General features: G+C 52.8%; 15 protein-coding genes and 1 other RNA gene. 8 read left to right on the top strand and 8 right to left on the bottom strand.

Going from position 1 to position 12,567, the window contains the following annotated elements:
* Positions 1-7: 7 nt before the first annotated feature.
* The 5 genes from gmk to EP25_RS0110940 form a co-directional block, all read right to left on the bottom strand.
* Positions 8-628 carry a guanylate kinase gene (gene gmk, locus EP25_RS0110955; protein ID WP_031433922.1) on the bottom strand — a complete coding sequence of 207 codons (621 nt, stop codon included), beginning with the start codon at positions 626-628 and terminating at the stop codon, positions 8-10.
* Positions 629-834: 206 nt separating this feature from the next.
* On the bottom strand, positions 835-1,671 hold the full coding sequence (locus EP25_RS0110950) for a 23S rRNA (adenine(2030)-N(6))-methyltransferase RlmJ (protein ID WP_031433921.1): 837 nt from the start codon (positions 1,669-1,671) through the stop codon (positions 835-837).
* A 174-nt stretch (positions 1,672-1,845) separates the two neighbouring features.
* Positions 1,846-2,023: non-coding RNA, 6S RNA (gene ssrS, locus EP25_RS22965), on the bottom strand.
* Between the two features lie 22 nt (positions 2,024-2,045).
* Positions 2,046-2,345 (bottom strand): cell division protein ZapA, encoded by a 300-nt coding sequence (locus EP25_RS0110945; RefSeq protein ID WP_031433920.1) that lies wholly within the window; start codon positions 2,343-2,345, stop codon positions 2,046-2,048.
* The gene (locus EP25_RS0110940) at positions 2,342-2,569 is read right to left on the bottom strand and encodes a TIGR02449 family protein (protein ID WP_031433919.1); all 228 of its coding nucleotides are present in this window, start codon (positions 2,567-2,569) and stop codon (positions 2,342-2,344) included. Before EP25_RS0110940 ends, EP25_RS0110945 begins: the two co-directional genes overlap by 4 nt.
* Positions 2,570-2,710: 141 nt before the next feature.
* Between EP25_RS0110940 and EP25_RS0110935 the strand changes: the two genes are divergently transcribed.
* From EP25_RS0110935 to EP25_RS0110915, 5 genes are all read left to right on the top strand, one after another.
* On the top strand, positions 2,711-3,241 hold the full coding sequence (locus EP25_RS0110935; RefSeq protein ID WP_031433918.1) for a UPF0149 family protein: 531 nt from the start codon (positions 2,711-2,713) through the stop codon (positions 3,239-3,241).
* Between the two features lie 16 nt (positions 3,242-3,257).
* Positions 3,258-4,577, top strand: a complete 1,320-nt coding sequence (gene pepP, locus EP25_RS0110930; protein ID WP_031433917.1) for a Xaa-Pro aminopeptidase — start codon at positions 3,258-3,260, stop codon at positions 4,575-4,577.
* Positions 4,567-5,781 (top strand): 2-octaprenyl-6-methoxyphenyl hydroxylase, encoded by a 1,215-nt coding sequence (gene ubiH, locus EP25_RS0110925; protein WP_031433916.1) that lies wholly within the window; start codon positions 4,567-4,569, stop codon positions 5,779-5,781. Before pepP ends, ubiH begins: the two co-directional genes overlap by 11 nt.
* A 1-nt stretch (position 5,782) precedes the next feature.
* A complete protein-coding gene (locus tag EP25_RS0110920; protein ID WP_031433915.1) occupies positions 5,783-7,000 on the top strand; it encodes a UbiH/UbiF/VisC/COQ6 family ubiquinone biosynthesis hydroxylase in 1,218 nt (405 codons plus the stop codon).
* Positions 7,001-7,230: 230 nt separating this feature from the next.
* Entirely contained in the window at positions 7,231-7,692 is a 462-nt protein-coding gene (locus EP25_RS0110915; protein WP_031433914.1) for a hypothetical protein, read from the top strand.
* A 383-nt stretch (positions 7,693-8,075) separates the two neighbouring features.
* On the opposite strand, the gene EP25_RS0110910 is transcribed toward EP25_RS0110915, so the two are convergent.
* On the bottom strand, positions 8,076-9,020 hold the full coding sequence (locus tag EP25_RS0110910) for a homoserine kinase (RefSeq protein ID WP_031433913.1): 945 nt from the start codon (positions 9,018-9,020) through the stop codon (positions 8,076-8,078).
* 7 nt (positions 9,021-9,027) lie between these two features.
* Positions 9,028-9,360, bottom strand: coding sequence for a DUF2782 domain-containing protein (locus tag EP25_RS0110905; RefSeq protein WP_031433912.1), 333 nt, complete (start codon positions 9,358-9,360; stop codon positions 9,028-9,030).
* A gap of 85 nt (positions 9,361-9,445) precedes the next feature.
* Between EP25_RS0110905 and EP25_RS0110900 the strand changes: the two genes are divergently transcribed.
* The 3 genes from EP25_RS0110900 to EP25_RS0110890 are packed head-to-tail and all read left to right on the top strand — an operon-like array spanning position 9,446 to position 12,223.
* Entirely contained in the window at positions 9,446-10,336 is an 891-nt protein-coding gene (locus tag EP25_RS0110900) for an SPFH domain-containing protein (RefSeq protein ID WP_051906573.1), read from the top strand.
* Positions 10,337-10,351: 15 nt separating this feature from the next.
* On the top strand, positions 10,352-11,653 hold the full coding sequence (locus EP25_RS0110895) for an NAD(P)/FAD-dependent oxidoreductase (RefSeq protein WP_031433910.1): 1,302 nt from the start codon (positions 10,352-10,354) through the stop codon (positions 11,651-11,653).
* Between the two features lie 48 nt (positions 11,654-11,701).
* The gene (locus EP25_RS0110890) at positions 11,702-12,223 is read left to right on the top strand and encodes a YcxB family protein (RefSeq protein ID WP_031433909.1); all 522 of its coding nucleotides are present in this window, start codon (positions 11,702-11,704) and stop codon (positions 12,221-12,223) included.
* Positions 12,224-12,330: 107 nt separating this feature from the next.
* Here EP25_RS0110890 and EP25_RS0110885 read toward each other — a convergent pair whose 3' ends face one another.
* Positions 12,331-12,555: a hypothetical protein gene (locus tag EP25_RS0110885; protein ID WP_031433908.1), complete on the bottom strand. Its 225-nt coding sequence runs from the start codon at positions 12,553-12,555 to the stop codon at positions 12,331-12,333.
* Between the last annotated feature and the right edge of the window lie 12 nt (positions 12,556-12,567).

Below are 12,567 nucleotides of genomic sequence, written 5' to 3'. Positions count from 1 at the left end.
AGGGTTTTCAAGTTTGATTCAACAGTTGCGGTAATAACGCGGCCAGTTGTCGTTGTTGGCGTTCTGTTGTCAGTCGATTAGCGGTGACGATGCTTTTCAATTGGTTTAGCGCCTGTTGGAAATCGTCGTTGACGACCAGGTAATCGAATTCGGCGTAATGGCTCATCTCGGTTACCGCATCGCGCATACGGCGGGCAATGACCTCGTCGCTGTCCTGGCCGCGGCCTTGCAGGCGCTGGCGTAACACGTCGACCGAAGGGGGCAGGATGAAAATGGAGCGACAGGAAGGGATCATTTGCCTGACTTGTTGCGCGCCTTGCCAATCGATTTCGAGAATCACATCTTGCCCCGAAGCCAGCTCGTCTTCAACGGTTTTTCTGGCGGTGCCGTAGAAGTTGTCGAATACCTGAGCGTGCTCCAAAAATGCGTGTCGCCCTATCATGGCCTTGAATTCATCCACCGGGACAAAGAAATAATCGCGGCCGTGCTGCTCGCCGTCGCGCATGGCGCGGGTAGTGTGGGAAACCGATACGGTCAAATTGTCCGTATCGGTTATCAATTGTTTCACCAGGCTGGTTTTTCCGGCGCCGGATGGCGCGGAAATGATGTAGAGTGTTCCAGAATGCATAGGGCTGTTTCTTGATTGGTCGTATTTTACCGGCTCGGATTTGTCCTAAGACTTATCGGTTAGGATTAAATATCCGAATTATAAAATGTTTCGTTCCGACCGTCATTGCGGAGGTTGGAAAGGCATGCAAAGACGTTTACCGTGGCTATGCGCGGGTTGTTGGCTCTGCCTGCAGAATTAAAGACAGCAACGATAGGGGGCGGCGTTTATTCGGCAAGCAATTCTTCAATCCGATAATGCCCTTGATTGCCCAACAACTTGGCCAAATAGGGTAGCACCGACTGCATCTCTTCGCGCAAAGACCATGGCGGGTTGATTAAGATCATGCCGCTGGCGGTCATGCCGGGGGCGGAGCTGTCGGCTTGCGCGCCTAGTTCGAATAATTGGATGTCTCGCATACCGCTAGCGCGTAAAGCGGCTTCCATGGCGTCGATACGATGGCGATCCACCACCGGATACCATAAGGCGTAAACACCGTGGGCGAAACGTCGATAGGCCTTGCTCAGGGTTTGTACGACAAGTTGATAATCCTGCTTGATTTCATAAGGCGGGTCGATGAGCACCAGGCCCCGTCTTTCGCGTGGGGGCAATAAGGCCAATGCAGATTTGAAGCCATCTTCACGCAGCACCCTGATCCGGCGGTCGCCGGCCATGTTGTGCTTAAGCGCCGAGTATTCGTTCACATGCAGCTCACATAAGGCTAGCCGGTCATTGTTTCTGAGTAATTGACTGGCAAACCAGGGAGAGCCAGGGTAACGATACAAAGAACCGGCGCCGTTGAACGTGCGCACCCATCGAACGTAGTCGGCGAGTGCCGGCGGTAGGTCGTCTCGCCCCCATAATTTGCCGATGCCGTTTTTGTATTCGCCGGTTTTTCTCGCCATGTCCGAGTTCAAGGTATAAGCGCCTGCCGCGGCATGGGTATCGAGATAAAACAAAGGCTTATCTTTTTGGATAAGATACTGCAATGTCCGCACCAAAATGCAATGTTTTAAAACATCGGCAAAATTTCCGGCATGAAAGCCATGTTGATAACTCAGCACATTGCTCCCTGGTTAGTAATTGAGAAAGTACTCCTCATGAATTTGCCAGCGAGGCGCAGTATTTCGAAAAGTTCGGCGGGAAGCTGTTTTGGCGACAAGGGCTAAAAGCTCCGGCAAATTGGTAAGACTTGATAACTGGGATTTTCCCTTGCCAAAAAAAAGAGCGAGAAGGTAGTATCTCCCGCCTGCGCCGTCTCATGCCTTCGTCCTTGAACCAGAGGTTCAAGTGGAAACTAAACCAGCATATCAGGCTTCCCGTATCGACGGGCATGCTCACCAACACTGGCGTTTATTTCCGGGGCAATTGTAGGTTCAGGAAACACCCGGCACTACTCGAACGCCGCAGGAGATACCGAGCTGATAGTTTAACTTATTTAAGCGTTTTCTAAAACGTTTTCTATTTTATGTCGCAGGGTGGTCAATTTCTCGACCAGGGTTTGCGAGGGGCTGTGATTGATGCTTCGCGCCTGTCGCAACTCATGCGATAAATTCAACGCCGCCATGACGGCGATGCGGTCCGGGCTGGTGACCTTCCCGCTGTCGCGGATGGCGCGCATTTGTTTGTCGAGATCCTGGGCCGATTGGATCAGTGTTTCTTTTTCGTCTTCATCGCAGACGATTTTGTATTCCTTGCCGAGAATGGTTACGGTGACCGGCCGCGGACGCTTGTTCATGAGCCATGCTCCATCGCTTTGAGACGGGTAATCATCGCTTCCACACGGGTTCTCGCCAATGTCGTTTTTTCCAATAGTTTCGCTTTTTCCTTGACCAGCGCTTCTTGCTTAACCTTTAGCGAGGAATTTTCATTTTTTAATAAATTGTATTGCGCAAGCAATGCATCCAATTTTGCTTCGAGTTCTTGTAGTTCTGTTGCTGGGTCTTGTTCTGCGGTGGACATGAAATCGTTGCTGACTATTACAATAAAATAGCAATACCGTTATCTAAGAGGAAAAAATAATATAAAAATCATACTGACTGCTGATCAATGTTAGCATAAGCGGTATTTTTTTTTAGCGGCGATGAGTAAAATTTTGCGATTATGACTTATCAGACAATAAATGCGATTTTTACAGGGCATGCGGCCGATCTCGATGTGGCGGAAGCCCATGGCATGGCGTCCGGCTTGTTATGTGTCGATATTCGGGCCAAGGCGGACGATTGGCTGCGGGAGCTGTTTCCGGAAGATGTTTCCTTAACCGAGGAGGAAAATAGTCTTTTATTGGCGTTGTTCGAGCAAACCCGGGAATTATTGAATGCGCAAGACGAACAATTTGCTTTCGATTTGTTGTTGCCGGATGATGACGCGGAATTGTCTGAACAGGTCGAGGCGTTGCGTCACTGGTGCCAAGGTTTTTTGTTCGGTGTCGGTTATGCGAAATCGACGTCGGTGTGGCCGGGCGATTGTGGCGAGATCATGCGTGATATCGTTGAATTTACCAAAGTCGATGCCGAGGCCGACGGCGAGGAGGATGAAAATGCCTTCATGGAAATCCATGAATATTTGCGTTCCGCCGTGCTATTGATTAGAGACCAATTGATGGAAAACGCAGAGCAGCAGAGCCGACAATAATCAAGGATGCAAGACGATGAAACAAAACGAATTCAAAAGACGCCGTAAATTGCTGATGCAGCAAGTGGGCAAGGGCAATATCGCGTTGATTGCCAGCGCTTCCAGCCGAACCCGCAATCGCGATGTCGAATATCCGTTCCGCCAGGACAGCGATTTTTATTATCTTACGGGCTTCAACGAGGCGGATTCCCTGGCGGTTTTCATCCCCGGGCGCGAACAAGGGGAATATATCTTGTTTTGCCGCGAGTTCGATGAGCAAAAGGCCTTGTGGGAAGGTGCGCATGCCGGTTTGGAAGGTGCGACCAAGCATTATGAAGCTGACGACTCGTTCCCGATTGATGATTTGAGCGATATCCTGCCGGGTATGCTGGAAAACAAGGCGAAAGTTTTTTATCCGATGGGCAGGGATAGCGACCTGGACCATCAATTATTGGAATGGATCAACAATATTCGCAAACAGTCGCGCAACGGTATCAGCGCGCCGGGCGAATTGGTGTCGCTGGAACATGTGTTGCATGAAATGCGCTTGATCAAGAGTCCGGCCGAATTGAAACTGATGCGCCGGGCCGCCGAAGTGTCGGCCAAGGCCCATGCCAGAGCCATGCAGTGTTGCAAGCCGGGTATGTACGAATATCAAGTGGAGGCGGAAATCGTCCATGAATTCATGCGCGAAGGTCTGCGCGCGGTCGCTTATCCTTCCATTGTGGCCGGCGGTCAAAATGCTTGTGTGTTGCATTACACCGAAAACAAGGACAAGCTCAGGAAAGACGATTTGCTGCTGATCGATGCCGGTGTCGAGTGCGACCATTATGCGGCTGACATCACCCGTACATTTCCGGTATCGGGAAAATTCAGCGAGGCGCAGAAGGCGCTTTATCAATTGGTGTTGGATGCCCAGTACGCGGCGATCGAACAGGTGCGTCCGGGCCTGCCTTGGAATAAGGCGCATGACGCCTCGGTGCAGGTCTTGACGAAAGGCCTGGTGAAATTGGGGCTATTGAAGGGACGCGTGCCCAAATTGATCAAGGATGAAAAATACAAACAGTTTTATATGCATCGCATCGGCCATTGGCTGGGCATGGATGTGCATGATGTGGGGGATTACAAGGTCAACGACCAGTGGCGTGTATTGGAGCCGGGCATGGTCTTGACTGTCGAGCCCGGGCTTTATATTCCTGCCGAGTGCGAAACGGTCGATGAAAAGTGGCGCGGAATCGGCATTCGTATCGAGGACGATGTATTGGTGACGCGCGATGGGCATGAAATACTGACCGGCGGCGTGCCGAAGAGCATCGAAGACATAGAATTGTTAATGCGGGAAAGCCATGCAGCATGATTACGATATCTTGATTGCCGGGGCCGGCTTGGCGGGCAATTGTTTGGCGCTGGCGCTAAAGGATTCGGGGCTGAAAGTCGCTATCGTCGAAACCTTTAGTCGCGAACAGGTGTATGTCTCGCCGGCCGGCGACCGGGCCTTGGCGCTGGCGGCGGGAACCGTTCACATGCTGGAGGCGTTGAATGTTTGGCAGGGCGTCGCCGATCGGGCGACCGCGATCACCGATATCCACATTTCCGATCGCGGCCATTTCGGCAAGGCCCGCCTGTCCGCGCAACGACAGGGTGTCGATGCGCTTGGTTATGTCATTCGTGCCCGCGATATCGAGGATCATGTCGCGGCATTGGTGGAGCAAGCCGATATCGAGCAATTTCGTCCAGCCCGGGTCGCCGGCCTGATGTCCGGGCTGCAGTCCGTCAATGTCAGTTTGAAGCAGGACGGCCATTCGGTGAATTTGGCGGCGGCGTTGCTGGTTGGCGCCGACGGCGGAAATTCATCGGTGCGTAAATTGCTCGACATTCCCCAACAGGTTACCGAATACGGCCAGACCGCCTTGGTGACGACAGTGCGCTCGTCACTCCCGCATCACAATACGGCTTACGAGCGTTTTACCGCTTCCGGCCCGTTGGCCTTGTTGCCGCAGGCGGACAATTTGTCGGCGGTGGTCTGGACGCGCAAGCATGAGGAAGCCGAAGCTTTGATGGCCGGCGGCGAGGCGGAATTCATCGAACAATTGCAGGACTGTTTCGGTTATCGTCTCGGCGAATTGACATTGGCCGCCCCGCGCCGGGCTTTTCCGTTAAGCCTGATTCGGGCGCAGACCATGGTGTCCGGGCGCACGGTCATCATTGGCAATGCCGTCCATCAGCTGCATCCGGTCGCCGGCCAGGGCTTCAATCTGGGGCTGCGCGATGTCGTGCAATTGGCGGAAATGGTATTGGATCGTTGGGAGCAAGGGCTGGATATCGGCGGAAGCGACCTGCTCGGGCGTTATGCCGAGCTCAGGCAGCAAGATCACGACCACACCATTGCTTTCACCGACAATGTCGTCAAGATTTTTTCCAGCGATTGGTTGGCGTTGGCGGCGCTAAGAAACAGTGCGTTGACGGTATTGGACCACATTCCTTTCGCCAAGACGCTATTGGCCCGGCATGCCATGGGCTTGGCGCAACGTTTGCCCCGCGTGGGCAGCAAGAGAGGCTGACATGGAAAAATTCGACGTCATCATCGTCGGCGGCGGCATGGTCGGAGCGACCGCCGCCTGCGCGCTGGCGCATGGCGGCATTCGAGTCGCCTTATTGGACCGACACGAGCCGCCTAGGCAGTGGCCCCAAGACACGGTCGATCTGCGCGTTTCCGCATTGACCCGTGCGTCGCAGAATATCCTGGAATGTATTGGCGCCTGGCCGTTGATGGAGGAACGGGGCGTTTGCGCTTACCGTGACATGCGGGTCTGGGACGGCAAGGCCGATGGCGAATTGCATTTCGATTGCTCGGCGACCGAATACAACGAATTGGGCCATATCGTCGAAAATCGCGTGACGGTGGCTGCCTTGTGGGATGAGCTGGAAACGTTGTCCGAGGCTGCCTGCATAACCGGTGTCATGGTGGCCGATCTGCAACTGCTGGAGCGGAGCGGACAATTAGTATTGGAGGATGGCCGCCGCCTCGAAGCCGATTTGATTGTCGCCGCCGACGGTCGGGAATCGTTCCTGCGCAACCGCGCCGGCATCACTGTGACCGGCTGGCCGTATCACCAGGATGGACTGGTGGCGACGATCACCACCGAACATAGCCATCAAGCCACTGCCTGGCAACGTTTTCTCGACGAGGGGCCGCTGGCTTTTTTACCCTTGGCGAACGGGCAATGCTCCATCGTTTGGACTCTGAAAACGGCGACCGCGCAGGCTTATCTGCAATTACCGGAGGATGAGTTCTTGCACGAATTGGAGCAGGCTTCCGCCGGTATTTTGGGCAGGATGTTGGCGACCGGGCCTAGGGCGGCATTTCCGCTCAAATTCCAATACGCCGATCGTTACACCGATCAACACTTCGCCTTGATCGGGGACGCCGCCCATGCCATGCATCCATTGGCCGGTCAGGGGGCCAATGCCGGGCTGCTGGATGCCGCCGCGTTGGCGGAATTGGTTATCAAGACCAAACAGGCGGGACGGCCATTGGCCGGGCATAAATATCTTCGCCAATACGAACGCTGGCGGAAAGGGGACAACTTGTTGATGATGGCGGGCATGGATGTCTTGAACAAGACTTTTGCCGTGCGAGCCTTGCCGTTTGTGTCGTTGCGCTCGGTCGGCATGAATTGGGTCGAGCATAGCGATTTGGTGAAAAATTATTTCAACAACCACGCCATGGGGTTGCGCGATGATTTGCCTTTGTTGGCGAACCGGCAGGTTTGTTGGTAAGGCAAGAAGGCAGTGGGTTTACCGTGCGGCGCTGGTTCTGGTATAGTCGGCCTTGAGCGCCGCCCATTGACAGGGCGGAGGCTATCGGCAATCGTTGGCGGGTTAAAAGGCGATGAATGCGCAACGAACAGGTAACGGAACGGGATCAGGCAATACCGTTTGTACACGAAACAAGATAGGGACGATTGTTTTCGGATGCTAACTAAAAAAATAATTAAAGGGGAATGGAAATGGCTGAGGTGCTTTTTATTTTGACCACGGTGTTTGTGGCGTATGTGGTCTTTGTCGTAGTTGAGTGTGAGAAAAGGAAAATAGAAGAAGCCAAACAGAAGGCAAAGCCGGCGGCCTCCAAACCGGCAGCCGCGGCAAAAGCCGAATCGGCCGTTAAAGCCGAGTCTGCCGCTAAAACGCCGGCGCCGTCCGAAAAGAAGCCCGCCTCCGCAGCAGCGAAACCGCAATCGCAACCGGCCAGCGCTGCCGGTTCGCTACCCGATACCTTGAAAAACCCCGAGACCGGGGAAGAGGTCAAGGTGCCGAATAATTACCGGTTTACCAAGCGCTGGATCAAGGAGGCCCTGGTCGCCGAAGGATTGCTCGACAAAATCTACAAAAACAACGAATTGGATGAAGAAGCGACAGCCAAAATCAAGGCCGCGATGGATCAATTGAAAATGATGGACAAATATCATTGACGGACGCATGGCATCTGCATCCGCTTTTTTTCTGACTGTATCGACGCCCGTTTATGACGGGCGTTGTTTTTCCTGGCAAGTGGTCGTAAGGCCATTATCTTCCTTATTTCGGTCCGGGATTAGCAGATATTGAAAATGTCCGTGCCGTCTTATCTTCTCCTGGAAGCGGCGATTCAGGCAAATCCGGCCGCGCGAAAAATCATGTTCCGATGCGGCACCGGAGTTTATACTCAACTTTAGAGAAATTTCGGCACGGGAGCTCTATCAGAGGACGCCATACATCCTTCCGTGGAAGCTTTGCGACAGCATCCCTGTTGTCGAAACCACTGCTAATAAACCCTGTGCCGTCTTGTGTAAATGCCGAAATTCGAAAGGCGAACAGTTTAAAACATCGCTGCGACGGCTGGTTCTAGCGTGCTATGTTGTTCCAGGATCCGGCGGAATTCGCCGGGGTCCTTCTGTTGCGTGATACTTCCGCTTCTACCCTCGATCCGGTGGGCTAATCTCGATAACCAGAAACGTAACGCCGCCCGGCGCAGAAACACCGGTAATAACTGCGATTCCAATGGTTCCAGCGGCCTGAGCGATTGATAGCCGCTTAATAAACTTGCCGTCCTGTCGGCGCAAACCGACGCTTGTTCCCGGCACCAGTCGTTAATGACGATGGCGATATCGTATAGCAGAAAGTCGTTGCAACTGCCGTAAAAATCCAGGACCGCGCTGATTTTATTGCCTACAAACAAGACATTATCCCGAAACAGATCGGCGTGTATGACGCCGCGCGGTATTTCGGCATCGTCATAGCATTGTTGGTAGGCAAGCTCGGCGGAGATTTTATCTCGCTCTTGCCGGCTTAAATGCTCTTTACACGCGTAGAACAGGGTTCGACAGGCCTTGAGGTCTCTGGGGTTTCTGCGGTGAAAGCCGGAATGGCGCGAGGCAATATGTAATTGGGCAAGCAGGCGCCCGATCCGGTAACAATGTTGCCGCGTAGGATTAAAGATCGATGCGCCGGGAAGGCGGTTGAACAGGGCGGCGGATTTAGGGCCGAGTTTGATAAGTTTACGGCCTTGGCTGTCCGACAAAGGAGCGGGGACGGGTAATGCTTGGCGGCCTAAGGCTTCCAGCAGGTTGAAAATAGGCCGGATCTGGGCATCCTCGAGTTCTTCGAATAGCGTCAAAACATAGTGGCCACGGTTGGTCTGGATTCGGTAATTGGTATTTTCGATGCCGTTTTCGATGCCTGAAAACGCGATCAATTCTCCGAGTCGATAATATTGTAAAAATGCGCGTAATTGCGCCGCGTCGATAAGGGTATAAACTGACACGGTCCGATTATTTCCATTCAAACAGTTTCCATTGATTGATATGCAGGCCTTTGTCCAAATCGCTGCGCCTGACATCCATGTTGCCGTCACCATCGGTATCGATCAGATAATAGGCAGGCCCGATATCGGGTTTGATCCTGACCATATACAATTGCCCGTTCTTGCGGAATTCCTGAATAGTCTTCTTTCCCTTGCGAATGATGGTAATATCGGGCTCTAACACTTCGCCGTCTTGCACCGGCAAGGGCAATTCCGGCGGTTCAGGGACAGGGGCAAGTTCCTGCTCGGCATGGGACAATGCCGGCAGCAGTAGCAGGGGGATGGTAATAAATCGGCGCATGAAATCGGGATCTCTTGGTATTTATCATCGGGAAAACATCATAGTACAGATTGCATGTTGATGGGTAAAAAAAGCGAGGAAAGTGATGGGTAAATTCAAATATTTCGGCTGGCTGAGCGCGGCGCTGTTGCTACTGATCCTGGTATTCAATTCCTATACGACCGTGGAGGCCGGCCATAACAAGGTCGCGACCCTGTTCGGAAAGGTTCAGCCCGAACCCTATTCGGAAGGGTTGCATATCGTCAATCCGTTGTTGAATTTCATCAGCTTCGACCTGCGACAACAGACCTATACCTGGGAGAAAGTGCATGTACCGTCGCAGGACAAGCTGAAGACTTCGATGGACATTTCCGTCACCTTCAGGCTGGACGGCTCGCGGACGCCGACGATCCTGCAGGAAAGCGGAACGCTTGAGGACGTGGTGTCCAAACACATCACGCCGAAAGTCCGTTCCTTATTGCGGGAAGCGGGCAAGACGGTCGAACAGTCGCAGGATTTTTACCTCGATAGCGTGCAGCAGCAATTGCAAAGTTATATGGAAAACGGTTTGCGCGAATATCTCGACACGAAAGGCGTGATCGTTACCGCGGTACTGTTCCGCGACATTACCCTGCCGCAGGTTGTTACCGATGCGGTGATTCAGACCAAGGAAAGACAGGAACAATTGGAGCGGGAAAAAGCGCAGCTGAAAATCGTCGAACAGCAGGCCCAACAGCAGGTTAAGCAGGCCGAAGCCCGGCAGATGGCGGCGGTTGCCGATGCCAATGCGAAAAAAATCCAGGCCGATGCCGAGGCTTACCGAATCAGTAAGGAAGCGGAAGCACAGGCTAAGGCCAACGAGTTGCTGGCAAAATCGGTGACGCCGGCATTGATCAGATATAATGCCGTACACAAGTGGAATGGCGAATATCCACGAACCTTATTGGGCGGTAAAAACGAAGGGTTGATCTTAAGCCTGCCGACTACTGGCAAATAAACGTACCGTGGCGATATGACTGATAATAATAACCATAAAATAGTGATTGTAGGTGGAGGGGCCGGCGGTTTGGAGCTGGCCACCCGCCTGGGTAATAAACTGGGCAAGTCGGGAGCGGCCGATGTGATGCTGTTGGATGCCTCTTCGACGCATATCTGGAAACCGTTATTGCATGAAGTGGCGGCCGGAACCCTGGCGGAAGCCGAGGAAACCGAATATCTGGCTCAGGCGCACCGCAACCATTTCCGCTTTCGCTTGGGGCGCATGGAAGGCCTGGATCGCACTAAAAAGGAAATTTATGTCAGCCCGACCCTTAACGATGAGGGGATCGAGCTGATTCCGCGGCGGACTTTCCGCTACGATACCTTGGTGATGGCGGTGGGCAGTGTCAGCAATACCTTCAATATTGCCGGCGTCGACAAACACTGTATGTTTCTGGATACGACGGCGCAAGCATTCCGCTTCCAGAAACGGTTGGTGGAAACCTATATCCGCTCCCATGCGGATATCGATAAAGATCATGACGAGCCCTTGTCCATCGTCATCGTCGGCGCCGGCGCCACGGGCGTCGAACTGTCCGCCGAGCTGCACGAAGTGACCAAGTTATTGGCTGTCTATGGCCTGGATATGCCGGGCAATGTCAAAATTACGATTATCGAGGCCGCCGAGCAGTTGTTGCCCGCTTTGCCGAGAAGATTGTCCCTGGCGACGCAACAGCAACTGGTGAAATTGGGCATCGAGTTAAAATTGGGGCGCAGGGTCATTGAAGTGAGCGAACAGTCCATCAAAACCCATGATGGCGAGGTATTTCAGGCCGATCTGAAGGTCTGGGCGGCGGGAATCAAGGCGCCGGACTGGATGAAAAATTTGGGCGGTCTGGAAACCAACAATATCAATCAATTGGTCGTCGACCGATATTTGCGCACGGCCGATGAGAATGTTTTCGCGATCGGCGATTGCGCGGCATGCCAATGGCCGGGCCATCAGGCCAATGTGCCGCCCCGCGCGCAAGCGGCGCATCAGCAGGCTTCCTGCCTGGCCAAATCGATTATCAACAGATTGAGCGGCGCGCAGCCGGTGGCCTTCGTTTACCATGATTACGGCTCGCTGGTGTCATTGGGCAAATATACGACCGTCGGCAATTTGATGGGCAATTTGATTGGCAGTGTGACGATCGGTGGTTTCATCGCCCGGGTGGTCTATCTGTCCTTATATAAAATGCATCAAGTGGCCGTGCATGGTTATTTCAGGACGGCGATGCTGACCTTGTCTAATTTATTTAGGCGTAGCACCCATGCCAAGATCAAAATGCATTAAAATGGCGATAATCCATTAATACTAAAACCATAACCATAAGAAATAACAATGTTTGAAATAGAATACGAATTCCGGGAAGAAGACTTGCTGCATTTTAATGAAATGCGCCTCAAAGATGACGTGGAGATGCAAAAGAACATCCGTAAAAACCGTTTGCTCGTCCCTGGCGTCATGCTGTTTTTTGGCCTGTTTTATTACGTATATTACGTAGACATGACGACGACCGCTTATATTACGGTTCTGGCGCTGGTTTGGGGCATAGTCTCGCCTTGGGTCATGAAGATGGACATGCGCCGGCAGATCATGAATAACTATACCGAGGATGAGAAAAAAGCCATTTTCGGCGTGCATAAACTGACTATCGAGCCGGAACACCTGAAAGAAGTATCGCCCGGCGGGACCCATAAAACGCCATGGTCGGAAATGCTGCGGGTCGATAATCTGAAAGACTATGTTCATATTTATATCGCCTTCGATTCGGCGATCGTGATTCCGAGGGAGACAGTCAAATCGGGCGATCTGAAAAAATTCGCCAAACAAGCTGAGAGTATGATCGAACGGTTGTCTTGATAGGATAACCGAACGCTTGCTTAATTAACGGCGTCTTCTGGAGCAAGCGACTGATGGAAAAGCATTTTTATGCTGATTAGTTACGAATAATGGAAATAGCGGGTTAATCAATCTGCCTGTCTGCCGATCGGAGTCGAGTCCGGCGAGGACGGGAAATAAACCCCGTCGCGCCATTGAATATAGGTCCGGCAGGCGTCCACGCAGTCCGCCTTGCTCGGGTAAGGGCCGCTGATCATGTCGACGGTATAAAACCACCAGCCCCGTTCATTGACATAATAGCGGTCTTGCGGTTTGAACAGCGGGTGCTTGGGTTTGCGGGGTCTTTGAATCATCCAAGTATTTTA

The organism is Methylomarinum vadi (assembly GCF_000733935.1).
In the GTDB taxonomy this organism is placed as follows: Bacteria; Pseudomonadota; Gammaproteobacteria; order Methylococcales; family Methylomonadaceae; genus Methylomarinum; species Methylomarinum vadi.
The sequence above is the reverse complement of the archived record's forward strand: the minus strand, read 5'-3'. Positions and strand labels throughout refer to the sequence as shown.

Coding starts and splice junctions, on each gene's coding strand:
- gmk (WP_031433922.1), bottom strand. CDS start 628: ATGCATTCTGGAACACTCTACATCATTTCCGCGCCATCCGGCGCCGGA.
- EP25_RS0110945 (WP_031433920.1), bottom strand. CDS start 2,345: ATGAACAAGCGTCCGCGGCCGGTCACCGTAACCATTCTCGGCAAGGAA.
- EP25_RS0110940 (WP_031433919.1), bottom strand. CDS start 2,569: ATGTCCACCGCAGAACAAGACCCAGCAACAGAACTACAAGAACTCGAA.
- EP25_RS0110935 (WP_031433918.1), top strand. CDS start 2,711: ATGACTTATCAGACAATAAATGCGATTTTTACAGGGCATGCGGCCGAT.
- pepP (WP_031433917.1), top strand. CDS start 3,258: ATGAAACAAAACGAATTCAAAAGACGCCGTAAATTGCTGATGCAGCAA.
- ubiH (WP_031433916.1), top strand. CDS start 4,567: ATGCAGCATGATTACGATATCTTGATTGCCGGGGCCGGCTTGGCGGGC.
- EP25_RS0110920 (WP_031433915.1), top strand. CDS start 5,783: ATGGAAAAATTCGACGTCATCATCGTCGGCGGCGGCATGGTCGGAGCG.
- EP25_RS0110915 (WP_031433914.1), top strand. CDS start 7,231: ATGGCTGAGGTGCTTTTTATTTTGACCACGGTGTTTGTGGCGTATGTG.
- EP25_RS0110905 (WP_031433912.1), bottom strand. CDS start 9,360: ATGCGCCGATTTATTACCATCCCCCTGCTACTGCTGCCGGCATTGTCC.
- EP25_RS0110900 (WP_051906573.1), top strand. CDS start 9,446: ATGGGTAAATTCAAATATTTCGGCTGGCTGAGCGCGGCGCTGTTGCTA.
- EP25_RS0110895 (WP_031433910.1), top strand. CDS start 10,352: ATGACTGATAATAATAACCATAAAATAGTGATTGTAGGTGGAGGGGCC.
- EP25_RS0110890 (WP_031433909.1), top strand. CDS start 11,702: ATGTTTGAAATAGAATACGAATTCCGGGAAGAAGACTTGCTGCATTTT.
- EP25_RS0110885 (WP_031433908.1), bottom strand. CDS start 12,555: ATGATTCAAAGACCCCGCAAACCCAAGCACCCGCTGTTCAAACCGCAA.